This is a genomic window from Anaerostipes faecis, from assembly GCF_910574135.1.
GTDB lineage: Bacteria > Bacillota > Clostridia > Lachnospirales > Lachnospiraceae > Anaerostipes > Anaerostipes hominis.
In genome coordinates, this window is the sequence record NZ_CAJSYK010000002.1 from 162,051 (window position 1) to 182,692 (window position 20,642).

Genomic DNA, 20,642 nt, shown 5'->3' on the forward strand with positions numbered 1-20,642 from the left:
GGTGCGGTACAATAGATGAAAAATATGCGAAAGAAAAAGGTGAACATATGACGAAGACAAAAAGAAAAACAGGCAGATGGATTCTGCTTTTCATACTGCTGATCCTTCTTTATGAGGCGGCAGGGGCATGCCTGCCCTTTGCATTCCAGAAGACAGTTAGCGATTCCTACAAAAAAACAGTCGATGTCCCGGCGTTTTACGGTTCGGGCCCCGGCAGGGAGCGGGCCGGCATAGTCGAGACAAACATGGGCGCTCTGGACACAAGACTTGCCATGTTCCGGGAAGCAAAAAAGAACATCATCATCTCTACCTTCGACATACGGGAAGGAAAGAGCACTGACGATACATTTGCGGCTCTCATTAATGCCGCCGACCGCGGGGTCAAAGTACAGATTTTAGTGGACGGGCTCTACGGAATGCTGCACATGAACGGCAAATCAGTATTCCAGGCAGCAGGAAGCCATCCAAACATAGAAATCCGGTTTTATAACGAACCGAATTTTTTAAAGCCGTGGACAATCAATGGAAGGCTTCATGACAAGTATGTGGTTGCGGACGATTCGCTCCTTTTGATGGGAGGGCGGAACATGTTTGACTATTTCATCGGAGATGACAGCCGGGGAAGCATCGGCTATGACCGGGAAGTGCTTCTGTATTCCAAAAAACCGGAACAAAAGAACGGGGCTATTCCACAGGTCCTTTCTTATTTTAAAAGAGTTTGGAATTCCTCAGACTGCAAGACAGTTTTTGAGGGAGATCCCCAGAGAGAAAAGACAAAGAGTGAGATCAAATATCTCTCTCGTCGTTACCAGTCCATTAAAAAGAAGCTTCCTTCGAAAACGGACTGGGTAAAACAGACCGTTCCTGTAAAAAAGGCTTCCTTTGTGACAAACCCGGTCCATATCGGCAATAAGGAGCCTTATGTGTGGTATACGATGCAGCAGCTCATGCTGACTGCAAAAAAAGACGTCACGATCCAGACACCATATGCGGTTTTCTCCAAAGATATGTATAAGGGAATGGAGGAACTGACCGGGAAAGTCCCGAACGTAGAAATGCTGGTGAACTCCACAGCCGTGGGTGATAATTTCATCGCTTCCTCAGACTATACAAGAAACCGTTCAAAGGTCCTTAAAACAGGCCCCAGGGTCTACGAATTTTTCGGAGACCACTCCTGCCACGGCAAGTCCATTGCCATCGATGACCGGCTGTCAGTGATCGGCTCCTATAACTTTGACATGAGGAGCACATATCTGGACACTGAGACTATGCTCGTGCTGGACAGCCCCGAATTAAACAGAGAACTCAGAACAAACATGGACAAGTTGAAGGACCAGTCCCTTGAAATAAATAAAAAAGAACAGTATTTTCCGAAACAGGGAGTGCCCCAAAAAGAACCAGAGAATTCCAAAAAGCTGCTGTTTAAATTCAGTTCCCTGTTTATTCAGCTTTTCCGGTACTTAGCGTAGCGGAGAAGAAAGTGGGCAAGCCCGCTTCATCTCTCGGGAAAGACTTTCATGCACTAGCGTGACAAGGTCTTTCCTGAGAAAAAAAACAACCCCTGTCATTCGGGATTATTTTCTTTTTTGCCTGTCTGTTTCTTCTTTTTGACCCGGCTGAATACCAGGCCATTGTACAATCGGTAAACGGAGGATACCATCATAATCCCACCGGACACTGCCATGGCGATGATCAGGGTTCTCTGCCCATACATGGCAAACAGCCCCCAGTTTTTTGCAACTGCATAATTCATCGTATAGTAAAGCTGCCCTCCCGGCACAAGGGGAATGATGGCCCCGATCAAAAATATAGTGGCTGGGCTCTTGGCCAGTCTGGCAAGTGCCTCCGCATAAACGGTCGCCGCCATGGATGCGACGAAGTTCGGCAGAAATGTACTCGTGGTCAGGGAAGCCATGACCAAATAGACCGTCCATGAGACGAGGCCTCCCAGGCCTGCAAAGAATAACTTTTTTCCTCTCATATTAAATAAAATAGAAAATCCGAGAGCTCCGATAAACGAAGAAAGAATCTGGACTGCCTGTACTATCATAAGACACCTCCCCACAGTACAAGTGCGGTGAAGGAACCAGCCGCAAGAAATACAGCGGTCACCACCACTTCACAAAGCCGTATCATACCCGCCATCACGTCTCCTCCTATAATATCCCGGATAGAATTGACAAAAGCCACCCCGGGCACAAGAAGCATGATATTTCCTATGATGATCGTGCCGTAATCTCTGGTGGCCCCCAGATGCGCCAGTATATATGCAATAGTGGCCACCATAAAAGCTGCAGTAAAGTCTGAAAACATAATATTGGAATCCAGCTTTTGAAGAAAAGCCATCAGCCACCAGACTGCCGCACCGCATAGGGCCCCTATGATCCCTTCCACAAATCCTCCGCCGAAAAAGACTGCAAATGTTCCTGCGATCAGAGATGCAATCAGACACTGCACCGGCAGGCTGTAAATGTGCTCCTGACGAATGTCCGAAAGCTTTTCCTCCAGATAAGAAATATCCGGCTTCTCCCTGCACACATATCTGGAAAGATCATTTAACCGGTCTAATTTATGAAAATCCGTCTTGTAGTATTTAATTCTTTTAGTCTGGGTAAACACATCTCCGTCTTCCGTAGTCACCGTGACCACTATGCTGGATGTGATCGTAAACGCCTCAACTTCCCTCGCCCCGTATGCAAGGCAGATGCGCTCGATAGTGTCTTCCACTCTGGAAACACCGGCTCCGCTTATCAACATCATTTTTCCGAGATCCATGGCCTGGATCAATACCTGCTTTAAAAACATGTGAACTCCTCTAACGTAAAATGACCGGATATTGGCTGTCAAAACAGATACCGATGCGGGCAGCCTGATCCATCCGCTCCTTTGTGTCACATTGGTTCAGCAGAATAAGAAGGTCCGCATCCGGATATTGTTTTCTGAGCATTATAACATATTCCATACGGATCAGCTTCATAATATCCTCATAATTAAGAAATTCTTCATCAGATTTTTCAAGAATTTTACACGCGTGTTCCGGCCGGTGGCACACATCCTTTATTGGGTTCCCGAGAGCACTCATCCCTGCCACGATCAGAATCTGGTCCGTTTCCTCCGGTATGACCGGCTCTGTTTCATTTCTGGCCTTTACCGGCATTCTCTTTGCTCCGTCCGCCTCCACTATGGTAACGTCAGCAAAAGAGGAGGCTGCCTTAAAGACTTCTTTTGGCAGCCCCTTCATCTTTTCTCCGTCACGGAGTCCTGCTGTAACGGTCCGGCCCGGCTTCAGTCTCGGTATAATATCATCCGCATCTCCGGAAAGCACGGTCTCCCTCCCCGGAATTTCCATGTGAGTGGTGGTCGTCACCAGGACCCTTTTTCCCATCTCTTCCTGTTCTCCTGCGATCTTAAATACCGATGTCGTCTTTCCCCCGGCTCCCACTACGGAAAGGATACCGTCGCGGATTCCAAAGGCTTCGGACAGCGGCTCCTCTTTTCCTATCCTTTTCATTCTTAGTTTCTCCCAAGTTTTATTTTCTAACCTCCCTTTTACTTTAGCTTATTGCGCGGAACGCGTCCACCCGAAGGGTATAAAATACGGTGTGCCCTATGGGTGTACTTATGATTGTTCATTATTTGTAGCTTAATTCATATTTTTTACTCGGCAAATCGGAGTTTATCTTCGTATATAATCCAAATCTATGATGCCATTATATGATTGTGTTTTAAGTAACTTCAGCTTTATCTCCTGTTTCCCATTTTCAAATAGACGCGTACCTGAACCCAAGAGTGTTGGAATTACAGTAATATAATAACGGTCAATCAAGTTTTTATTTATGAACTGTTGAATCAGGTTTGCACCACCGCAGATCCAAATATCTTTTCCATTTCCTTCTTTCAAATGATGTATTAACTCAACAGGATTTTCATTTATAAACCTGATTTTCTCAGATGAAGCAAGCTCGTTATGTGTAATGACATAGGTTGTATAATCGTCATATATCCATTTATTTGGAGAAAGTTCAGTAACTACTTGATGATAAGTATTCCACCCCATCAAAATCGTATCAATGTCTTTTACAAACTCTGAATAAGTATCAATATTTTCATTGTTGCTGCCTTGTCCTTCTAACCAATCAACTTTGCCATTGCTATCTGCAATATATCCGTCAAGACTCATTGCAATAAACAAACTAACTCTTCTCATATCTGTTTACCTCACCAAATTCTGATTGCTCTTTCTTCAACAGTCCTTGAAAAACCCATGACATTTTCCACATGATTTCCGTTTGGCTCTTAGAATGCCTCACTCCAATCATGTAGAAAATGGACATAATATCTGCAGGAAAGGTGTTCTTCGAATAAAATGGGCTATTCTCCAAAAGCCTTCTTTATTCATCTGCTTTCCCTTAAAGCTGTTTTTTTTGAAAGGCAATGCCCGATAAAACCAAAAGGATCAGGAGGAGTACTCCCGTCATCAGAAAGCTCCTGGAAAAATCCGAGGTTTTGAGAGCCCCGGTAATCAATCCGTATGGCTCGGATACCAGACGCATAGGATTAAATTTCCGGATCCTGGGAACGATATTCAGCAGAAACATCACAGCTACCATAATTCCGGTAAATAAAAGGCTAGAATAACTGCTCTTTGAAATCACGCTGCCCAAAAGGTCTGAGGCCAGCAGCAGTACCCCGAACAGCCATACCCCCAGGAGCGCAGGCATCAGATGATCAATGTCTTTCGTTTTCCAGAAATAAACTGTATATCCATAGGTTACTCCCGTGCACACCGCATAGGATACTGTCCACAGAAGGACTGCCACCGTAAACTTTGAACAGAGCACCGCCGTCCGGGAAAGCCCCTTGGTGACCATTAAGATCAAAGTTCCTTTTTGGATCTCGCCTGCCATCATTCCGGAAAAGAGAATGGCTAAAACCGCAAGCCCCATCTGAGGTACATTTTTGAAAAACTGCATCCAGGAATCCGCCGCCGAGGGAGCCGGAAGATCAATGCTGATGCCTCCGGGCATAAAGCTTTTCACAAGCTCCGGGGTAATCTTTGCTATAAAAGGATTCATAAAACCAAACATCAGAAAAATACATCCGAGGATCAGCAATTTATAAGTGCAGATACTTTCCAGCAGCTCTTTTTTCGTAAACGCCCAGTACGCCCTCATGATATCACCTCCATAAATAAGTTTTCCAGGGTCGGCTTCTGCACTTCCATTTTCAGCGGACATATATTGTGCTCTGTCATGCAGATCATAAGCTCTGTCTCCAAACGGGCCATATCCGATGTGTGGAAAATTAAAACTCCATTCTTTTTCTCTACCCCGAAAACATAGCCCTTCTTCTGAAATTCAGATTCCAGCAGTTTTTGTCCTCCCGGTGTGCCCGTCTCCAGACAGAGGCTGTCTTTCCTGTGCTGTGCCTTCAGTTCTTCAAGGCTCCCCGAAAGGGCCAGGCTTCCGTCTTTGAGCACTGCCGCCCGGTCACAGATTCTCTCCACATCGGACAGCACATGGGTTGAAAATAATACCGTTGTTTTTTCTCTGACTTTTGAAAGGATATCCAGGATCTCCTTTCGTCCCAGAGGGTCCAGGGCGGAAGTCGGCTCATCGCAGATCAAAAGCCCGGGCTCGTTGAGCAGTGCCTGTGCAATGCCCAGACGCTGTTTCATACCTCTGGAGTATCCGCGAATTTTTTTCTTTTCCTCTGAAAGTCCTACCAGACTGAGAAGTTCTTCGCTTCTTGAACAAATCTCTTTTGCTGAAAGCCCTGTGATCTCCCCGCACAGACGCAGGTACTGCTCTGCCTTCATATACCCGTAAAATTCAGGCACATCCGGCAGATATCCCACTCTGCGGTTTGTCTTTGCGAAACCGTAGCGAACCGTTTCTCCCAACACCTTCACTTCCCCTTTGTCAGCTTTTAAAAGCCCGAGGATGATCTTCATGGTCGTCGTCTTTCCAGCTCCGTTCTGGCCTAAAAATCCATATACAGAGTGCTCCGGCACCTGAAAAGTTAAGTCCCTTAACACCTGATGGGTTCCAAACTGTTTTGAAAGATGTTGAATCTCCAGCACATTCATCATTCATCCCCTCTTCCAAACACAAAATACACGACCGGTCCTAAAAATTGTATAAACATGACAATTAATATCCAGAATATGCGGTTCCCAAACCGGTAATCCGGATGTCTCACCACATGTACCAGGGCGGTCACCATCAGCACCAGTTCCAATATGATCACAGGGATTAAAAAAGGCATATATTCCATCAACTCATTCATCGTCATAACCTCCATTCTTTTTGTATGCGTTTTACAATCTCTTCAAACCTGGGGTTTCCTGTGAGCGGCTCGAATGCCGGATGTTTGAACCCGTCTATCACTGACTGTTTGATCAGCTTTGCTTCCCGCGGTGCCTGGACTCCCAGACACATTTCATTCAGCCATGGATCGACCAGATCAAAGAAATCATCTCCATGCAGTGTGTACGGCAGAAGATTGTTCAGGCAGACTCTCTCATAGTTTTCAAGCATGGCGAGTGCTTTTTCTTCTTTTTTCTGTCCCATATACCCCACTGCGGCCGCAAAGTATAACTGTGCCATTGCATTTACGTACAGAAGGTCCAGTTCAAATGCCTCTGCGATCTGACTGCCTCTCTGGACAAGCATTTCAAACTTTTCTTCATCTTTTTCATACAGGGTCAGTTCCTGTATCATAAATGACATCACGCCCACCAGATTCTGATACAGACTGATCTGTACTGTCTCCCTGGCCTTTTCCTCATTTCCCAGCATGCGGTACGCCTCCGACAAGATGCCCTCATCAAAATAATTCGCCCTGACTTCCTCGTCCAGAAGTTCCAGCACCTTTTCAGGATGTCCCTCCAGCAGTTCCATTCTGGCTTCCAGAGAGTTTGCCTGGGAGGAGAGAAGGACATCACCGCTTTCTTCTTTCACTCTTCGGCAGAGATCCGCCGCCGTTTTCATTACGGTCTTCTGTTCTTCCGGTTTCTCCAGCAGGACAAAATGATTCATGTACAGAATAATCATCTGCATAATAAGAGGAAAACAGGAATAATATTTTTTCAAGATCCCGTCACATTCCTCAAATACTTCTTTCGCCGGCTTCTGACTGAAGTCCTTTGCCAGTCTTAAATAGAGTTTCCGTATGTCTTCCTTTGTCATCTGCGGCTTATATCCTATGAGTTCATCGACACTCATGTTGAAATAGGCCGCCAGCTGGGGCAGAAACGTGATATCCGGGTAGCTCTGCCCGGTCTCCCACTTGGATACCGATGCTTTGGAGACACCGATATAGGCTGCCAGCTGATCCTGGGTTATTCCTTTTTCTTTTCTCTTTTTCACCAAAATATTTGACAGATTTAACTCCTTCATATTCATCACCTCAAGTTCATTATAACCGTATACAGGAATACTACAATGGATTTGAAGTTGATTTTAGTTGATAAAATCAACCAAAAAGAAACAATGCCGCGGTATAGCATCCCGCAGCCTTTATTTATACCGGAAAATCTTATTCAGTTCATTGACGGTCTCCATGCAGTTCATGGCAAGAGTATTAAAATACAGCTCCTCGTCAAGGCATCCGTATACCCTGTCCTCTCCCAGCATCATGTTGTTCTTCGGCGTAATCTGCCTTCTGCGCATATAGGAGCCGATCTTCTCCCATTGTTTTTTCATCAGTATCAAGAAGGCTGTTTACACTTTTTAAAAAATCAGACTCTGCGGTGATGGGGAGAAGAAATTTATTCACAAGAAGTACAGTGTCCGCCAAGGCTTTTAAATATTTCGGTCAGCACAAAGGTCACTCCCATCCCCGCAATGGTCCCGAGGATACGGTTGTTGATCTTCATCATGCTTTCCTCCGAATACGGCATCAGCATCAGAAAGAGCTCATCGGATACCAGTAGCCGTGTTCCAGATTAGTCAGTCTGCACACCAGGTTCTCCGTCCGGCTGAAGCTTTTAATTTTTTCTATGATCTCACCGTTATCCGTCTGGTTCATATGGTACATCATCCGGATGAGCTCCTCTTTATCCCTTGAGTCCTTCTTCCCGTCCGATAGCCTGATAAACTGCACCGCCAGATTGCTCATTCCTTTTCTTACGGTTTTATAATACCTTTTTTCTTAATGATTCTGGAATGCAGATACAGAAAAGCTGTGAGGACGGCAATGGCATAGAGAAATGCACATAAGCGCGCAGGCATCGCCTGTGCCGGGATCAGGCGCAGCTGGAGAAACACAAATTCCATTCCGTACAGAAAGTACGCCTTAGGATTGAATTTATCCGTCAGAAGAAATACAAGAAAGAACTGTACCCACAGATTCAGGAAAAAGCAGAGGATCAGATTTAAGGATGCCGCGTACGATGCCCCGCACACGATCCCGTAACAAAGACACAAAAATAACAGGGAATGCCGCCGCCCATTGTCTCCCGGCCGTGTGCATCCCGTTCTGACAATGCTTCATATTATCATCTCCCCTGCGTTGACTTTTAAAATAGAAAGTGCTACGATTTTATCACATGAAAGCAAGACTGTAAAGGAGACAGACTATGGGATTTAAACTTAGAAAGATCGTTATCATCGGAGCGGGACATGTGGGAACCATGTGTGGACTCAGCCTCATGTACCGGGGTGAAGTTGATGAACTGGTTTACATAGATATTGACAGAGAAAAGGCTTACAGCCAGGCACTGGACCTTGACGATGCGGTTTCTTTTCTCCCGCATCAGATCACTGTCCGGACAGGAGACTATGGGGATGTGGAGGATGCAGACGTCATCGTTATGGCCGCCGGTGTTTCCAGGCTCCCGGGCCAGACCCGTCTGGATATGCTGGACGATTCTATCCGCATCATGAAAGAAACAGCCTCTCACATGCAAGGCCTGCATATACCGGGAATCCTGATCAGTATTTCCAATCCGGCTGACATCGTGGCGGATTATCTGAGAAAGCAGCTGGGCCTTCCGAGAAACCGCTGTTTCAGCACCGGAACTTCCCTGGATTCATGCAGGTTAAGAAGGATTCTTTCCCAGAAGATGCACCTGGACCGCAATTCTATCCAGGCCTTTGTCATGGGCGAACACGGCGATTCACAGATGATACCTTTTTCTGCGGTCCATATTTCTGGCAAACCTCTGGTTCAGTGGATGAAAGATGAGCCAGTGCGGTATGGAAAACTGGATCTTGTACAGATCGAAAAGGAGACTGCCAATGCAGGACACGAGGTGATCGAGGGAAAAGGCAGCACAGAATTCGGTATCGGCATCGCCCTGTCAGAGATTGTCCGCTCTATTTTCCATGACTCAAAAAAAGTCCTGCCGGTCTCTCCCCTGCTTGATGGGGAATACGGACAGTACGGAATCCATGCGGGTGTCCCTTGTGTCATCGGAAAAGACGGAATCGAACAGATCATAGAGATCCCTCTGACTGACAAAGAAAAAGAGAAATTTGAAAACTCCTGCCGGGTGATTCGTGAATATATCAGCCGGATATAATCGTATTTCATCCCTCTCTTTTTTCCATGGTAAAGGAATTACATATAAGGATTGTAGCGGAAGGAATTGAACATAAAGAGCAGGTAGATTTTCTAAAGGATATCGGCTGTCACACGGTCCAGGGTTACTATTTCTACAAACCCATGCCTGAAGGTAATTTCGCCGCGCTCTTAAACGGGATAGAAAAATAACATAAAAAGAAGAACAAAGTGGGCAAGCCCACTTCAACTCCCCAACCCCTCAATCTTTGAGGGGCTTAACAACTTTACGTGCCAGATGCGATTTGCCGCAGGCAAATAATTTCCTTACGCATCTGTGCACGACCAGCGGAGCGTTTTTCTTTGTCTCTCATGATCAGACTCTGTAAATGTAATGTTCTTTCCTTGGTTTTACTTTCGGTGTTTCTCCGTCCTGGTATCCCAGAATGCAGTGGCCGATGCCGGCATAATCTCCTTCAATTCCCCATTGTCTCAAGAGTTTCCTTCCTTCTTCGCTCTCAAACTCCTGCTTCGCCCGGTGAATCCAGCAGGAACCGATTCCCAGCGCGTGTGCAGCATTCATCAGATTCCCCATCACAAGACTGCCGTCTTCCACATATGTGGACCGGTTTTTGTCTGCCAAAACAACGATCACCGTCGGAGCTCCGTAAAAGGGATCGATCGATTCATTTCCGAGGAATTTAGCGTTCATCTTCGACAATTTTGAAATCGTTTCTTTGTCCTGTATGACCACCATGACCGGTGACTGCATCCCCATGCCTGTGGGTGCGTTCATGCCGGCCTTCAGGATCTCCTGAAGGTCCGCTTCTTCGATCTGTCTGTCCCGGTACTTTTTTATGCTTCTTCTTTCCTTTAAATCTTTAATCGTATCTTTCATTTCATACCTCCTGTTTCGTATTATACAAGAGTTTTTGTCCATGCGATTGCCAATGCCCCGTAGCCTATGTGACAGGCGATGCTCAGAGACAGCGGGTCCATCTCAAAGTGATGTCCCGGAAAACGGCCTTTGATCTCTTCTGCCCAGAGAGCTGCTTCTTCCCCGCTTCCCGTATAGGCGGCCTGAATAATGACATCTTCCTTTTCCATAGACGGACCGAACATTTCATTCAGTTCCTTTTCTACGGCTTCCAGCATTTTTTTCTTGGCAAGCTTCATTCCTCTTGCCTTCGTAAATGCATCCAGCTTTTCTCCCTTGATCTGGAGCACCGGCTTAATATTCAAAACAGAGCCGATGGCTGCCGCTGCCGGAGTAATCCTCCCCCCCTGCTTTAAATATTTTAATGTATCTACGGTTATAAAAATAGATGACTCCATTTTATGTTCTTCCAATATGCTTTTTATCTCGGCCGCACTCATGCCCTGCTCTGCCATCTTTTTGGCTTCCAGCACGGACTGCTTCTGGGTGACAGAAATCCTCTGGTTATTCACTACCTGGACTTTGCCGTCAAAGTCCTCTGCCAGCATATGTGCCGTCTCACAGGAACTACTCAGGCCGCTGGACATAGGGATATGGACAATCTCATCATATTCTTTCAGCACCTTGTTCCACAAATCCATCACATCTCCCGGAGCAGGCTGAGACGTCTTGATATCCACGCCCTCCCCAAGTCTCTTATAAAATTCTTCCTGAGTCAGGGTAATATCCTCAAAATACAGCTTTTCATCAATATAGAACGGCATAGGCAGCACGTAGATTCCATACTCCCCTGCCTGATTCTGTGTGATTCCGCTGTTGCTATCTGTAATTACTGCAACTTTTCCCATAACGAATCCTTTCATGATTTTTAGGAACTATTGATAATCCCGTCCTTTTATCATAACAAATGTTAGGGTATACAGTCAAATACCTATTTCCCCGGATGTCCGCATTCCGATTCTTTTCCACACAGGATACCCAGTCCGTGGGAGAGTTCGTCCAGGATACATTCCAGATTTTCTTTGACTGCTTTCGGGCTGCCCGGAAGATTTATGATCAGTGTACGTTTCCTTATGACAGAAACTCCCCGGCTGAGCATTGCCCTCTTTGTAATCTTCAAAGATTCAAGGCGCATGGCTTCGCTGATCCCCGGAGCAAGCCGCTCCGCCGCCTCAAGTGTGGCTTCCGGCGTCAGATCCCTCTCTGAAAATCCGGTGCCTCCCGTGGTCAGGATCAGATCCGCCGTGTGCCGGTCACAGATCTCTATGAGTCTTCCTCTCAGCGGTTCTATCCCATCCGGGAGGATTTCAGCCGAAACTACTTCATAGCCTTCCGCCTCTGTCATCTTTCGGATCAGCGGACCGCTTTCATCCCGGCGCTCACCCGATGCGCCTTTGTCGCTCAATGTGATAACTGCTATTTTATATGCCATGTTTCTTCTCCTCATGCTCTTATGATCTGATCATCTACCCGGAGAGTCCCTCCGCACACCACTCTCAGAAAAATGCCCTCTGTCGGCATAATGCATTTTCCGACCCTTTTGTAAATTTCGCAGTGACTGTGGCACTCCTTCCCCCTCTGGGTCACTTCCAGGACCACATCCCCCGCCAGGAGACGGTCGCCCACGGCAAGACTGTCCACATCGATTCCGGATACAATGAGGTTTTCCCCGAAGTCCCCGTCCTCCACTTTTCCTCCCTGCTCGGTAAACTCTTTTATTTTCTCATATCCGAGAATACTGACCTGCCGGTGCCATTTTCCGGCGTGGGCATCCCCCCGGATTCCAAACTCCTCAACGAGAAGTGCTTCTTCTACCGGACGTTTTACAGTTCCCTTTTTTTCACTGATACAGATTGCCTCAATCTTTCCCACTGCTGTCCTCCGTTTCTGCCATATCCTCTGAAACATAACGGAATGATCCGCTTCTTCCTCCGGATTTCTCAAGAAGATGAATGTCTCCCATAGACATGGACTTGCTGACTGCCTTACACATGTCATAAATGGTCAGCAGTGCGATCTGCACCCCTGTGAGCGCTTCCATCTCCACTCCGGTCTTTCCCGTTGTCTTCACTGTACAGACGGCCCTGATCGAATAATCTTCTTCCCGCATCTCAAAGTCTACGCTGCATTTGTGAATCAGCAGCACATGGCACATAGGAATCAGACTGCTGGTCTGTTTCGCGCCCATGATGCCTGCGATCCTGGCCACCGAAAGTACATCACCTTTTTCTACCTGCTTCGTTTTGATCTTTTGATAGACCTCTTTTCCGACAAAGATTCTGCCCTGGGCAGAAGCTTCCCTTCTTGTATTCTCTTTGTCCGACACATCCACCATCACGGCGTTTCCGTTTTCATCAAAATGTGAAAAATCGTTCATCTCTCCTACCTTCCAAATCCACAGTCCGGATAAGTACACGGATCACACTGCATACAAAATCCTCCGTGTGCCATTTTTATAAAATCCTCTCTCGTCAGCTTTTCCCCGGCCAGAAGTCTCGGCACGGCCAGGTCGAACACCGTGCGTTTCGAGTACATGACACATCCCGGAAGTCCCACTACCGGAATTCCTTTTACATAGGAAAGCATGAACATAGCTCCCGGGAGTACAGGGCTTCCGTAAGTGACAACCTCACCGCCGCAGTCTCTGATGGCAGAGGGCGTCACATCGTCCGGGTCCACACTCATGCCGCCGGAAACCTGCACCATTCCTGCCCCCTGTTCTATGAAACGAAAGATTGCTTTCGTGATCTCCTCTTTCTCATCTCCGGGAAACACCTGTCCGATGATTTCCCCGTCCAGTTCTTTTGCTTTTCTTTTAAGAACCGGGCCGAATTTATCCTCGATGCGCCCGTCTGCAATCTCGGACCCTGTGGTCACAATCCCGATTCTGGTGTGATGAAACGGCAGGACTTCGATCATCGGGCCTTTCTCTTCACAGAGTTTCTCAAACCGCAAAAGCATGTCTTCCTCTGTCACCAGAGGGATCACCCTCGTACCTGCCAGAACCTTTCCCTCTTCCACTGTTTTTCCGGAGTGAATGGTGGAAAAGCAGACATCCTTTAAGCTGTTTAACTCGTACAAAAGATCAATGTTAATCCTTAAGACACCCCGGCAGGATGCCCTAAGCTCTATTTTCCCTTCTTCCGGTTCTCCGTAAGAAATATTGGCTCCGGCGGCGGCCTTTACCATCCGCTTCGCCGCATCATCCTCGTGAACATATCCCTCTTCCAAGTCCCAAACATAGAGATAGCGTTTGCCAATATCCAATAGCTTTTCGATATCCTCTTCCATCACTACATGGCCCTTTTTGAATGCCCGGCCTTTAAACCTTCCCGGCACAATCTCTGTCATGTCGTGGCAGAGCACCATGCCAACCGCGTCCTGAACCCGCACTTTCTTCATAGTCTTCACCTTCTTAGCTGTCCTTTCTCTCCGGCACATACAAGCCTAAGTACACTGCCGGCGATGCATCTTGCCTTATCTGAAATCGTAAAACAGTTGTCTCTTTCTTCGATCCTCGGATCAATATCCGCGATCTTAAATCCTTTTTTCACCGGGTAGCCGTCCCGGATGAGTCCCCGGACGATGCCGTTAAGAGATGCAAATACAGGCACCTCCGTGCCGCCGTCTTCTTTGATCACAGCAATGACATCGCCCTTTTTTACCTGTGCGGCAATCTCTGTCCGCCCATACAGAAGTCCTCCTGCCGGAGCGTGGATGACTCTTTCCTTTCCATACCCCATGATCTTTCCGGGGACGCCTGTGTCAGCCATGGCGGTGCCTTCTTCAATGATCCTTCCGAGATTATGGCCCCGCATAGTCTCGATCACATAATCCACATCCTCTCCTGCGCTGAATCCCGGTCCCAGTCCGATGGTAAGCCCCGACATGTCCCGGCTGGTTCCCAGATTTCTCTTTGCGAGAATGGCGTCCACCACCGCATCGGGTTTTATCTCCCTGATAGAATCCCCCTCCGGGTCGATAAATACCACCGGCCTTGAAGGACTTACCATGTCCATGGCTTTTTTCAAAGAATCTGCACAAACGGCTGTCAGCCCCTCCACGGATGCAGTTCCTTCATATACGGCTTCACAGAAGGCCACCTGCCTGCGGATAGCAGACGGATGTTCTGTCTCCAGGACAAGAACGGGATATCCGGCCCTGCTCAGCTGACAGATCGTTCCGGTGGCGATATCCCCACCGCCTCTTACAACGATTGGCTTCATAACATATGAGGTCCTCTCTTTATAAATTTTCCTTGTTTCTCCTTCATGACTGTTCCTCCGTCCGTCATTCGAGTATACAGCCTTTCTCAGAATAAAGGCCGTAAAGCTTCGCAGGGTTCTCTGACAGCACCCGGCACATCTGCTGGGGTGTCAGTCTGCCTGATCTCACTCCATAAGTATAAAATAAAACGGCTCTGGTTTCCACCCCCGGCATTCCGTTTGGAATCCCGGTAAAATCATCCTTTCCCATATTCTTATCTTCCACCGTAAAACTGCAGTGGTCCGTGGACACTGTCTGGCTCTTTCCTGTCCTCTGTCCTTCCCAGAGCACCTCCCTGCATGTGAGATGGACTACGAATACCGAAATATCCACCTCTTTCGCGATCGCCAGGAGACGGTTGACTGCCTCTGCCTCCGCCCCGCCGGGCCTCACTCTCGGGTGAGCATCGGCTCCTAAATCCCCTCTCTTTTTCGCCTCTTCTGTCAGCGCGTCGATCATTTCCGCATTTTCGCAGTGGACGCCTGTGATGCCGCTGATCTCTTTCATTTTCCTGAGCGCCATAAAAATATCATGGTCATTCAGGATCATGTATACAAAACACTTTTTTGATATCTAAAAGTTTTTGTATTTTTTATTGCAATCCTAAAAAAACGTGCTAAGATTAACTTATCAGGCAACCTAAACACTCAGAAAAGGAGTGATCAATATGAATCCGGAACTGGAACTATTAAAGCAAATGGCGCATACGATCGCCATGCAGTTCGGCAAGGACTGCGAAGTCATCATCCATGACCTTACAAGTAAGGATATGGACCATACCATCGTACACATCGAAAACGGACACGTCACCAAAGGGAAATTAGGAGACGGCCCTTCCGCCGTCGTTTTAGAGACACTTCACAGAGATCCGGAAGACATCAAGGACCACTATGCATATCAGATCAAGACATCCGACGGCAAAATCTTAAAATCCACAACGACATTTGTAAAAGGGGAGGACGGAGAAGTCCACTATATCGTGGCCATCAATTATGATATCAGCGCTCTCTTAATGATCGACGCTTCCCTCCAGTCTCTGATGCATGTGGAGGAACAAAAACAGGATGAGCCCACCGCCATCGTAGGAAACGTTCACGACATGCTGGACAGTCTGATCGAACAGTCTGTCTCATTGGTCGGAAAACCAGCGGCTCTGATGAACAAAGAAGAAAAAGTAAGAGCTATTCAGTTTTTAAATGATGCCGGAGCCTTTCTGATCACAAAATCCGGTGATAAAGTCGCCAAGTACTTTGGCATATCAAAGTTTACTTTATACAGCTACATCGACGTCAACAAATAAAGGCGGATTTAATCTATATGGAAACAATCAAATTACGGGTTTACACCTTTTAGGGCATAACGAATATCAACAAGTCTTAATACATCTTGATATGCGTTATCCTTAGAATTTAAATCTATCATAAGCCACTTTTGTCCATTTCCCTCTCTAGTATTGTGATAGATTTCCTGTATATATTCAGAAAGCCTAGGTAACAAGTTTTCAACACGTTCTTTCTCTTTATTACCCACGACCACCAACACAGTAAAATAGTTTTTTTTAGGATAGATAACACACAATGATTTTCCAGATTTTCTAAACTTCACATTCCAGCCGCGTGCCCAGACATCTTTACTGTATTCTATTTTGCAAACCGCTTTATATTTATCGTTCATATACTGATAGAACTCATCAAATATAGGGTTTTCAATATAACTGCTTATTTCACTAATATTAGGTGCATAATTTATATCTTTTATATTTATCACAACAAACTACACTCTCCTTTATAGACTTTCTGTTTTATTTCCATTGACATTGGATAATTCCTTTTCAGCATTTCCTATTTCCACAGGAATTACCCAAATTTCCATATAACTAAAATCTGCATTTTCCTTGTAGTATTTTTCTGCCATGAACGGCTTTGTAACCAGTTTATGATTTGGAAGCCAAGTTTCAAACAGATACTTATTTGCTTGATTTAAAGCAGTAGTAACAAGTTTATCAAAAGATTCTGCCTCAATTCGGCATACAACATATTCACCTGCTGGTAATGTATGTTGTACCATATTTTTAGGACATACATCTGTTGATGAAACCATACCTCCCGCAAAATAAAGGAACGTTCCTTTATCTGGATTTGCCGAATGAGACACGCCGAGTTCAATATTGTTGTTAAAAACAACATTTTCGGTCTGCATTTTCTTTGCATGAAACTCACGCCATAGCTGACCCGGAATATCAATTCCCGTGCTTTTTCCAGGGGGAATCTGTTCATCGACATTTACTGCTTTTTTAAAACCAAAATACGTTTCGCTTGCTTTTAATGTTTTCCTTTGAATTTCCAAAACAATACCCCCTACAATCAGTGGGACATTTTCATCAATCAAAACATAATGAGAAGAAAGTTCTGGCTTGTCAAATGTATTTAACATAGGAACGCTCTTTCTGTATTCATCAGGAGTAATATGGTAAACTTCTTTAAATGCCCTGGTGAAATTAGCATGGTCTGAAAATCCATATTTTAAAGCTATGTCTAATATTCTTTCCTCCGAATTATTTAATTCTGTTATTACCATTGCTAAACGACGAAGTTTAATATATTCTTGAACTGATTTCTTGACTAATTTTTTAAATAGTCTCTGGTAATAAAATGTAGATAGACAGGCAATCTTTGCTAGTTTCTCTGTTTCAATTTTCTCATTCAAGTGTTGTTCAATGTAATTTAATGACATTTCAATATTTTCATATGCGTACATATCAGTACCTCCTTTTTTTTTATAGTTACAGTATACACGAAAAATATTTGTACGGCTTGTCGCACAATGCCATTATCTTATAATACATTTCGCTACCCTTGACATGCTCTGTGTCATTCCAAATGCTTCTAATTTTGCGTGAAATGTTCGGTTGGTATATTGAAATCATCTATCCCTATGAAATAGGGGTTGCGCTTTGGGATTATAGTAGGCAAGCTCCTTTTCTATGGCGGTTGAATAGAAATTGTTTCTGTTTCATGTACCGTGTGCAGATTGGAAAGGACGACATTGGTCTGTAACAAGGCTTCAATGAGATTTAGCAGAAAGTATGTTTTACCACCGCCAATCCCACCAGCGATAAGGGTGTGAGGGAGTGCGTTATATTCCAAGACAAGATTTTTCATCAGTCGCCTTGGTCACTCATGCCTTGAAAATAGCGTAATAAGATTACATCACGCTGTTACTCTGATAACTTATGTAAAGCAACAGCAAGTTTCTCATTTGATACTTGGATTGTATTATTCAAGACTTCAAAAGAAATATAATCACAAGAATAGTTATCTGTTGTTCCACATTCAAGCTGTTTCATATCTGACAATTCACAGAACAAAACTTCACGCTTAGAACGTCTTGCAAACTGTCTTTTCTTGCTTTTTATTGTACGTTTGGTAACAGTCATTATCAAAGCATTAAACTGTATTCTAACGATATGCTCAAAAGAAGATGTGTTCATAATCTCACCCCCTTTCCGCAAACGCTGAAATAATAAACGGAAATACCGTCTATACCTTTGGAAAATACGGAAAAGAGAGTAAGAAAAAAGCCCACACAAAACATATAGTCTGTATGAACTAAGATATTAAAATATTCAGTTGTAGTAGTGCATGGATTGCTGTTAAGTTGTTCTTGAGTTTTTGGTAAATTGCTTAAAACACTTCATACACAATCCCCCTTAAAGCGATTGTACCATTCTAAACTTTCGTCTTCTTGATAAAGATATAAATATATTCTTCTGGTGTAGGGCGTTTATTTCCGAAATACTTCTTGAAATTTGCCTGCACCTCTGGGTCTGTACTGTTCATAGCTTCATTAATAGTAGCTTCTATATTAGCCCGAACGTCAGCCATGACATACCACCAGCCTTCAAGACTTTTTTAATATCCCGTTTTCTTAGTTCTATCATAAAACTATCTCATTCACTATAACTACTGACATAATCAGATTTCAAAATCCCATATAGGTAGTAGTCGCAATAGGTATTTACCATTTTCCCCTCACGAATATGTCCTTCTTTTTGAAAACCTACTTTCTCTAATGTTTTATAAGAAGCATGATTTAAAATATGCACATCTGTCCATAATTTTTGTAATTCTGTTTTTAAAAAACAAAATTCAATTACGCTTTTCAACGCTTCACTCATTAGTCCATTACCTTGATATTGCTTAGAAAGTCTGAAAGCCACTTTTGCCATTCTATTATTTTCAATAAGATATATCCATATTTCACCAATCACTTTGCTATCTTGTTTATGGACAATTCCCCAATGAAAACTTTTAGTAGCTTTTTCTGGCTTATTAAAGAGTACTTCTGGATTTTTTTCGCTTTTTGATGGACGCTTGCCCCAATACTCATATAAAGAAATATCACTAATCCATTCTTTCAAATCATCAATATCACTTTTATTCATTGTTCTTAAAATAAGGCGTTCTGTTTCAATTACTGGTTTTTCAAAAATGTACTCCTGCAAACTCATGGTTCATTACTCCTTAAAAATTGAATTCGTTTTCCCATGCAAAAGAAGCAGATTCTTCTAAGCTATGAGGCCAATGACTACACCAATCTGGAACCTGCGGATTTTCCACTCTATCCAAACTCGGCGTGTATGGTTTAATATCCAAGATAGGCGTTTTGTCATTAGCATCAATGTAAGCAATTTTTATCAGCCCACTTATATAATCAATATTGATAATTTCTACTGCTGATAATGCAATCGGATTTGGGCGTACTGGCGACCTTGTTGCAAAAATCCCCATTTTTTCTGGAGCTTTTTTATAAGGCTGGTCTGTTTCCAATACGCTTCTGAAATCCTCATTGTCAAAATCGCTAAACCACCATAAAACATTGATATGACTAAATCCGTCTAATTCCTTTAATGCTGGAATATATGGTGCTTCAAGTTGAATGAAAGCACTATTTTCATTGTTGTAGATAGTACCTATTGAATTTACTTTATAAGTTGTCATTGTATTTTCCTCCGTTTTCTTCTTGCTAAATAAACGATAAACCTTAACACCATGTTAAAGTCAAGGCAGATTATCATTTTTTACAAGAGATTTTCTAAAGGAATTTGGATTTCTGTTAGATAGTTCTCTGGATTTTTCTCGTTCCACGGTCCACGATGAACTATTTGACGGCTTGAACCTTTCATTTTATATTGACTGTTTTCTTGAAGCCATTTAGCAAATGAACGATAAGCATAAGAAATATTAGAAAAATCTCCATATACCATAGTACAAGCCATCATAGAAACTGGTTCGGTAAAACGAAACTTAAAATCGCCAGTATCTTTTCCTATTTTATTTACAAATGCACATAATTCTACATCAACATCTTTTTCTTTATATTCCACATTGTGATATATTGAGAACGTTTCATCAGCAATATCTATTTTATTTTCTTTAGCAAAAGCAGAAAGTTCTTTCCAGAGCTCGCCCTCGTAATAATAATCTGGTATTTCTTTTCTTAAAGATAAAACACAATAACTCGGTATCTCTTTTATGGTTATGTTAAAATACAATTCACTTTTGCCATGTAACAATTCCTTTTTAGCAATCTCAATTTTCTTTAATTTTTCTTGTTCTTTCTGTATATTATCCATAATTTCAATAGACTTTTTATCAAGCTGTTCTATAATGGCAATATTACTGTAATTGAGGGCTAATGCAATTTCAGCAACATTGAAGCCACTATCACGCAAATATATGATTCTATTTAAAGTTGAGATTTGTTCTGCTGAATACATACGATATCCAGTCAATGAATCGATTTTAGCAGGCTTTAACAAACCCATTTCATCATAATAACGCAACATTCGAGTAGAAACTTGTGTCAATTTTGAAAACTCACCAATTTTGAACATTTTATCCCTCCATTCATGTACCTAATTATAATTATTGTT

The 20,642-nt window shown here is 44.0% G+C and carries 29 protein-coding genes and 2 pseudogenes; 4 read left to right on the plus strand and 27 right to left on the minus strand.

Going from position 1 to position 20,642, the window contains the following annotated elements; genetic code table 11:
- The first annotated feature begins 47 nt into the window (after positions 1–47).
- Positions 48–1,469 (plus strand): phospholipase D family protein, encoded by a 1,422-nt coding sequence (locus QGT46_RS02540; RefSeq protein WP_148459959.1) that lies wholly within the window; start codon positions 48–50, stop codon positions 1,467–1,469.
- Positions 1,470–1,564: 95 nt separating this feature from the next.
- On the opposite strand, the gene QGT46_RS02545 is transcribed toward QGT46_RS02540, so the two are convergent.
- From QGT46_RS02545 to QGT46_RS02600, 12 genes are all read right to left on the minus strand, one after another.
- Complete coding sequence (locus tag QGT46_RS02545; RefSeq protein ID WP_148459958.1) at positions 1,565–2,050, minus strand: threonine/serine exporter family protein; 486 nt, start codon at positions 2,048–2,050, stop codon at positions 1,565–1,567.
- Entirely contained in the window at positions 2,047–2,805 is a 759-nt protein-coding gene (locus QGT46_RS02550; RefSeq protein ID WP_024726910.1) for a threonine/serine exporter family protein, read from the minus strand. The genes QGT46_RS02545 and QGT46_RS02550 overlap by 4 nt, the downstream gene beginning before the upstream one ends.
- Positions 2,806–2,815: 10 nt before the next feature.
- Positions 2,816–3,511 carry a selenium cofactor biosynthesis protein YqeC gene (gene yqeC / locus QGT46_RS02555; RefSeq protein WP_024726909.1) on the minus strand — a complete coding sequence of 232 codons (696 nt, stop codon included), beginning with the start codon at positions 3,509–3,511 and terminating at the stop codon, positions 2,816–2,818.
- Positions 3,512–3,676: 165 nt separating this feature from the next.
- Positions 3,677–4,207 (minus strand): dihydrofolate reductase family protein, encoded by a 531-nt coding sequence (locus QGT46_RS02560; RefSeq protein ID WP_024726908.1) that lies wholly within the window; start codon positions 4,205–4,207, stop codon positions 3,677–3,679.
- Between the two features lie 202 nt (positions 4,208–4,409).
- Complete coding sequence (locus QGT46_RS02565; RefSeq protein ID WP_270430302.1) at positions 4,410–5,174, minus strand: ABC transporter permease; 765 nt, start codon at positions 5,172–5,174, stop codon at positions 4,410–4,412.
- Positions 5,171–6,088, minus strand: coding sequence for an ABC transporter ATP-binding protein (locus QGT46_RS02570; RefSeq protein WP_024726905.1), 918 nt, complete (start codon positions 6,086–6,088; stop codon positions 5,171–5,173). Before QGT46_RS02570 ends, QGT46_RS02565 begins: the two co-directional genes overlap by 4 nt.
- Positions 6,088–6,288: a PLDc N-terminal domain-containing protein gene (locus QGT46_RS02575; RefSeq protein WP_024726904.1), complete on the minus strand. Its 201-nt coding sequence runs from the start codon at positions 6,286–6,288 to the stop codon at positions 6,088–6,090. Before QGT46_RS02575 ends, QGT46_RS02570 begins: the two co-directional genes overlap by 1 nt.
- A 2-nt stretch (positions 6,289–6,290) precedes the next feature.
- Positions 6,291–7,400, minus strand: a complete 1,110-nt coding sequence (locus tag QGT46_RS02580; RefSeq protein WP_301589437.1) for a helix-turn-helix domain-containing protein — start codon at positions 7,398–7,400, stop codon at positions 6,291–6,293.
- 120 nt (positions 7,401–7,520) lie between these two features.
- Positions 7,521–7,706 (minus strand): hypothetical protein, encoded by a 186-nt coding sequence (locus QGT46_RS02585; protein WP_270430300.1) that lies wholly within the window; start codon positions 7,704–7,706, stop codon positions 7,521–7,523.
- 202 nt (positions 7,707–7,908) lie between these two features.
- Positions 7,909–8,121, minus strand: coding sequence for a hypothetical protein (locus tag QGT46_RS02590; RefSeq protein ID WP_270430299.1), 213 nt, complete (start codon positions 8,119–8,121; stop codon positions 7,909–7,911).
- 8 nt (positions 8,122–8,129) lie between these two features.
- On the minus strand, positions 8,130–8,279 hold the full coding sequence (locus QGT46_RS02595; protein WP_270430298.1) for a hypothetical protein: 150 nt from the start codon (positions 8,277–8,279) through the stop codon (positions 8,130–8,132).
- A gap of 31 nt (positions 8,280–8,310) precedes the next feature.
- Positions 8,311–8,496, minus strand: coding sequence for a hypothetical protein (locus QGT46_RS02600; protein ID WP_270430297.1), 186 nt, complete (start codon positions 8,494–8,496; stop codon positions 8,311–8,313).
- 85 nt (positions 8,497–8,581) lie between these two features.
- Between QGT46_RS02600 and QGT46_RS02605 the strand changes: the two genes are divergently transcribed.
- Together QGT46_RS02605 and QGT46_RS17180 are read left to right on the plus strand one after the other, a co-directional pair.
- Positions 8,582–9,526 carry an L-lactate dehydrogenase gene (locus tag QGT46_RS02605; protein WP_024726891.1) on the plus strand — a complete coding sequence of 315 codons (945 nt, stop codon included), beginning with the start codon at positions 8,582–8,584 and terminating at the stop codon, positions 9,524–9,526.
- Between the two features lie 26 nt (positions 9,527–9,552).
- The gene (locus QGT46_RS17180; RefSeq protein ID WP_081723791.1) at positions 9,553–9,717 is read left to right on the plus strand and encodes an EAL domain-containing protein; all 165 of its coding nucleotides are present in this window, start codon (positions 9,553–9,555) and stop codon (positions 9,715–9,717) included.
- 163 nt (positions 9,718–9,880) lie between these two features.
- Here the strand turns inward: QGT46_RS17180 and QGT46_RS02615 are convergent, their stop codons facing one another.
- From QGT46_RS02615 to QGT46_RS02650, 8 genes and pseudogenes are all read right to left on the minus strand, one after another.
- The gene (locus tag QGT46_RS02615; protein WP_270430296.1) at positions 9,881–10,402 is read right to left on the minus strand and encodes a nitroreductase family protein; all 522 of its coding nucleotides are present in this window, start codon (positions 10,400–10,402) and stop codon (positions 9,881–9,883) included.
- Positions 10,403–10,422: 20 nt separating this feature from the next.
- A complete protein-coding gene (locus QGT46_RS02620) occupies positions 10,423–11,289 on the minus strand; it encodes a DegV family protein (RefSeq protein ID WP_024726889.1) in 867 nt (288 codons plus the stop codon).
- Positions 11,290–11,372: 83 nt separating this feature from the next.
- Entirely contained in the window at positions 11,373–11,888 is a 516-nt protein-coding gene (locus QGT46_RS02625; RefSeq protein WP_034548995.1) for a MogA/MoaB family molybdenum cofactor biosynthesis protein, read from the minus strand.
- Complete coding sequence (locus tag QGT46_RS02630; protein ID WP_024726887.1) at positions 11,885–12,313, minus strand: MOSC domain-containing protein; 429 nt, start codon at positions 12,311–12,313, stop codon at positions 11,885–11,887. Before QGT46_RS02630 ends, QGT46_RS02625 begins: the two co-directional genes overlap by 4 nt.
- Complete coding sequence (gene moaC, locus QGT46_RS02635) at positions 12,300–12,818, minus strand: cyclic pyranopterin monophosphate synthase MoaC (protein WP_024726886.1); 519 nt, start codon at positions 12,816–12,818, stop codon at positions 12,300–12,302. The genes QGT46_RS02630 and moaC overlap by 14 nt, the downstream gene beginning before the upstream one ends.
- Positions 12,819–12,823: 5 nt before the next feature.
- Positions 12,824–13,843, minus strand: a complete 1,020-nt coding sequence (locus QGT46_RS02640; protein WP_270430295.1) for a molybdopterin-binding protein — start codon at positions 13,841–13,843, stop codon at positions 12,824–12,826.
- Between the two features lie 5 nt (positions 13,844–13,848).
- Entirely contained in the window at positions 13,849–14,667 is an 819-nt protein-coding gene (gene yqeB / locus QGT46_RS02645) for a selenium-dependent molybdenum cofactor biosynthesis protein YqeB (protein ID WP_270430294.1), read from the minus strand.
- A 73-nt stretch (positions 14,668–14,740) separates the two neighbouring features.
- Positions 14,741–15,250, minus strand: a pseudogene (locus QGT46_RS02650) (dihydropyrimidinase); the annotation flags it as partial.
- 124 nt (positions 15,251–15,374) lie between these two features.
- Between QGT46_RS02650 and QGT46_RS02655 the strand changes: the two are divergent.
- Positions 15,375–16,007, plus strand: a complete 633-nt coding sequence (locus tag QGT46_RS02655) for a helix-turn-helix transcriptional regulator (protein ID WP_024726883.1) — start codon at positions 15,375–15,377, stop codon at positions 16,005–16,007.
- A gap of 32 nt (positions 16,008–16,039) precedes the next feature.
- On the opposite strand, the gene QGT46_RS02660 is transcribed toward QGT46_RS02655, so the two are convergent.
- The 7 genes and pseudogenes from QGT46_RS02660 to QGT46_RS02695 form a co-directional block, all read right to left on the minus strand.
- Positions 16,040–16,474, minus strand: coding sequence for a DUF3788 domain-containing protein (locus QGT46_RS02660; protein ID WP_024726882.1), 435 nt, complete (start codon positions 16,472–16,474; stop codon positions 16,040–16,042).
- Positions 16,475–16,492: 18 nt separating this feature from the next.
- Positions 16,493–17,464 (minus strand): AraC family transcriptional regulator, encoded by a 972-nt coding sequence (locus QGT46_RS02665; protein ID WP_024726881.1) that lies wholly within the window; start codon positions 17,462–17,464, stop codon positions 16,493–16,495.
- 460 nt (positions 17,465–17,924) lie between these two features.
- On the minus strand, positions 17,925–18,197 hold the full coding sequence (locus QGT46_RS02675) for a hypothetical protein (protein WP_270430293.1): 273 nt from the start codon (positions 18,195–18,197) through the stop codon (positions 17,925–17,927).
- A 238-nt stretch (positions 18,198–18,435) separates the two neighbouring features.
- Positions 18,436–18,647: pseudogene (locus QGT46_RS02680) on the minus strand (hypothetical protein).
- A 9-nt stretch (positions 18,648–18,656) separates the two neighbouring features.
- A complete protein-coding gene (locus QGT46_RS02685; RefSeq protein ID WP_270430292.1) occupies positions 18,657–19,217 on the minus strand; it encodes a GNAT family N-acetyltransferase in 561 nt (186 codons plus the stop codon).
- Between the two features lie 13 nt (positions 19,218–19,230).
- Positions 19,231–19,707, minus strand: a complete 477-nt coding sequence (tsaA, locus tag QGT46_RS02690; RefSeq protein WP_024726877.1) for a tRNA (N6-threonylcarbamoyladenosine(37)-N6)-methyltransferase TrmO — start codon at positions 19,705–19,707, stop codon at positions 19,231–19,233.
- Positions 19,708–19,787: 80 nt separating this feature from the next.
- Entirely contained in the window at positions 19,788–20,603 is an 816-nt protein-coding gene (locus QGT46_RS02695; protein WP_024726876.1) for a MerR family transcriptional regulator, read from the minus strand.
- Positions 20,604–20,642 lie beyond the last annotated feature (39 nt).

Excerpts from the sequence above, each read along its gene's own strand:
- QGT46_RS02540 (WP_148459959.1), top strand. The coding sequence starts at position 48 with ATGACGAAGACAAAAAGAAAAACAGGCAGATGGATTCTGCTTTTCATA.
- QGT46_RS02545 (WP_148459958.1), bottom strand. The coding sequence starts at position 2,050 with ATGATAGTACAGGCAGTCCAGATTCTTTCTTCGTTTATCGGAGCTCTC.
- QGT46_RS02550 (WP_024726910.1), bottom strand. The coding sequence starts at position 2,805 with ATGTTTTTAAAGCAGGTATTGATCCAGGCCATGGATCTCGGAAAAATG.
- yqeC (WP_024726909.1), bottom strand. The coding sequence starts at position 3,511 with ATGAAAAGGATAGGAAAAGAGGAGCCGCTGTCCGAAGCCTTTGGAATC.
- QGT46_RS02560 (WP_024726908.1), bottom strand. The coding sequence starts at position 4,207 with ATGAGAAGAGTTAGTTTGTTTATTGCAATGAGTCTTGACGGATATATT.
- QGT46_RS02565 (WP_270430302.1), bottom strand. The coding sequence starts at position 5,174 with ATGAGGGCGTACTGGGCGTTTACGAAAAAAGAGCTGCTGGAAAGTATC.
- QGT46_RS02570 (WP_024726905.1), bottom strand. The coding sequence starts at position 6,088 with ATGAATGTGCTGGAGATTCAACATCTTTCAAAACAGTTTGGAACCCAT.
- QGT46_RS02575 (WP_024726904.1), bottom strand. The coding sequence starts at position 6,288 with ATGAATGAGTTGATGGAATATATGCCTTTTTTAATCCCTGTGATCATA.
- QGT46_RS02580 (WP_301589437.1), bottom strand. The coding sequence starts at position 7,400 with ATGAAGGAGTTAAATCTGTCAAATATTTTGGTGAAAAAGAGAAAAGAA.
- QGT46_RS02585 (WP_270430300.1), bottom strand. The coding sequence starts at position 7,706 with ATGAAAAAACAATGGGAGAAGATCGGCTCCTATATGCGCAGAAGGCAG.
- QGT46_RS02590 (WP_270430299.1), bottom strand. The coding sequence starts at position 8,121 with ATGAGCAATCTGGCGGTGCAGTTTATCAGGCTATCGGACGGGAAGAAG.
- QGT46_RS02595 (WP_270430298.1), bottom strand. The coding sequence starts at position 8,279 with ATGGAATTTGTGTTTCTCCAGCTGCGCCTGATCCCGGCACAGGCGATG.
- QGT46_RS02600 (WP_270430297.1), bottom strand. The coding sequence starts at position 8,496 with ATGAAGCATTGTCAGAACGGGATGCACACGGCCGGGAGACAATGGGCG.
- QGT46_RS02605 (WP_024726891.1), top strand. The coding sequence starts at position 8,582 with ATGGGATTTAAACTTAGAAAGATCGTTATCATCGGAGCGGGACATGTG.
- QGT46_RS17180 (WP_081723791.1), top strand. The coding sequence starts at position 9,553 with ATGGTAAAGGAATTACATATAAGGATTGTAGCGGAAGGAATTGAACAT.
- QGT46_RS02615 (WP_270430296.1), bottom strand. The coding sequence starts at position 10,402 with ATGAAAGATACGATTAAAGATTTAAAGGAAAGAAGAAGCATAAAAAAG.
- QGT46_RS02620 (WP_024726889.1), bottom strand. The coding sequence starts at position 11,289 with ATGGGAAAAGTTGCAGTAATTACAGATAGCAACAGCGGAATCACACAG.
- QGT46_RS02625 (WP_034548995.1), bottom strand. The coding sequence starts at position 11,888 with ATGAGGAGAAGAAACATGGCATATAAAATAGCAGTTATCACATTGAGC.
- moaC (WP_024726886.1), bottom strand. The coding sequence starts at position 12,818 with ATGAACGATTTTTCACATTTTGATGAAAACGGAAACGCCGTGATGGTG.
- QGT46_RS02640 (WP_270430295.1), bottom strand. The coding sequence starts at position 13,843 with ATGAAGAAAGTGCGGGTTCAGGACGCGGTTGGCATGGTGCTCTGCCAC.
- yqeB (WP_270430294.1), bottom strand. The coding sequence starts at position 14,667 with ATGAAGCCAATCGTTGTAAGAGGCGGTGGGGATATCGCCACCGGAACG.
- QGT46_RS02655 (WP_024726883.1), top strand. The coding sequence starts at position 15,375 with ATGAATCCGGAACTGGAACTATTAAAGCAAATGGCGCATACGATCGCC.
- QGT46_RS02665 (WP_024726881.1), bottom strand. The coding sequence starts at position 17,464 with ATGTACGCATATGAAAATATTGAAATGTCATTAAATTACATTGAACAA.
- QGT46_RS02675 (WP_270430293.1), bottom strand. The coding sequence starts at position 18,197 with ATGAACACATCTTCTTTTGAGCATATCGTTAGAATACAGTTTAATGCT.
- QGT46_RS02685 (WP_270430292.1), bottom strand. The coding sequence starts at position 19,217 with ATGAGTTTGCAGGAGTACATTTTTGAAAAACCAGTAATTGAAACAGAA.
- tsaA (WP_024726877.1), bottom strand. The coding sequence starts at position 19,707 with ATGACAACTTATAAAGTAAATTCAATAGGTACTATCTACAACAATGAA.
- QGT46_RS02695 (WP_024726876.1), bottom strand. The coding sequence starts at position 20,603 with ATGTTCAAAATTGGTGAGTTTTCAAAATTGACACAAGTTTCTACTCGA.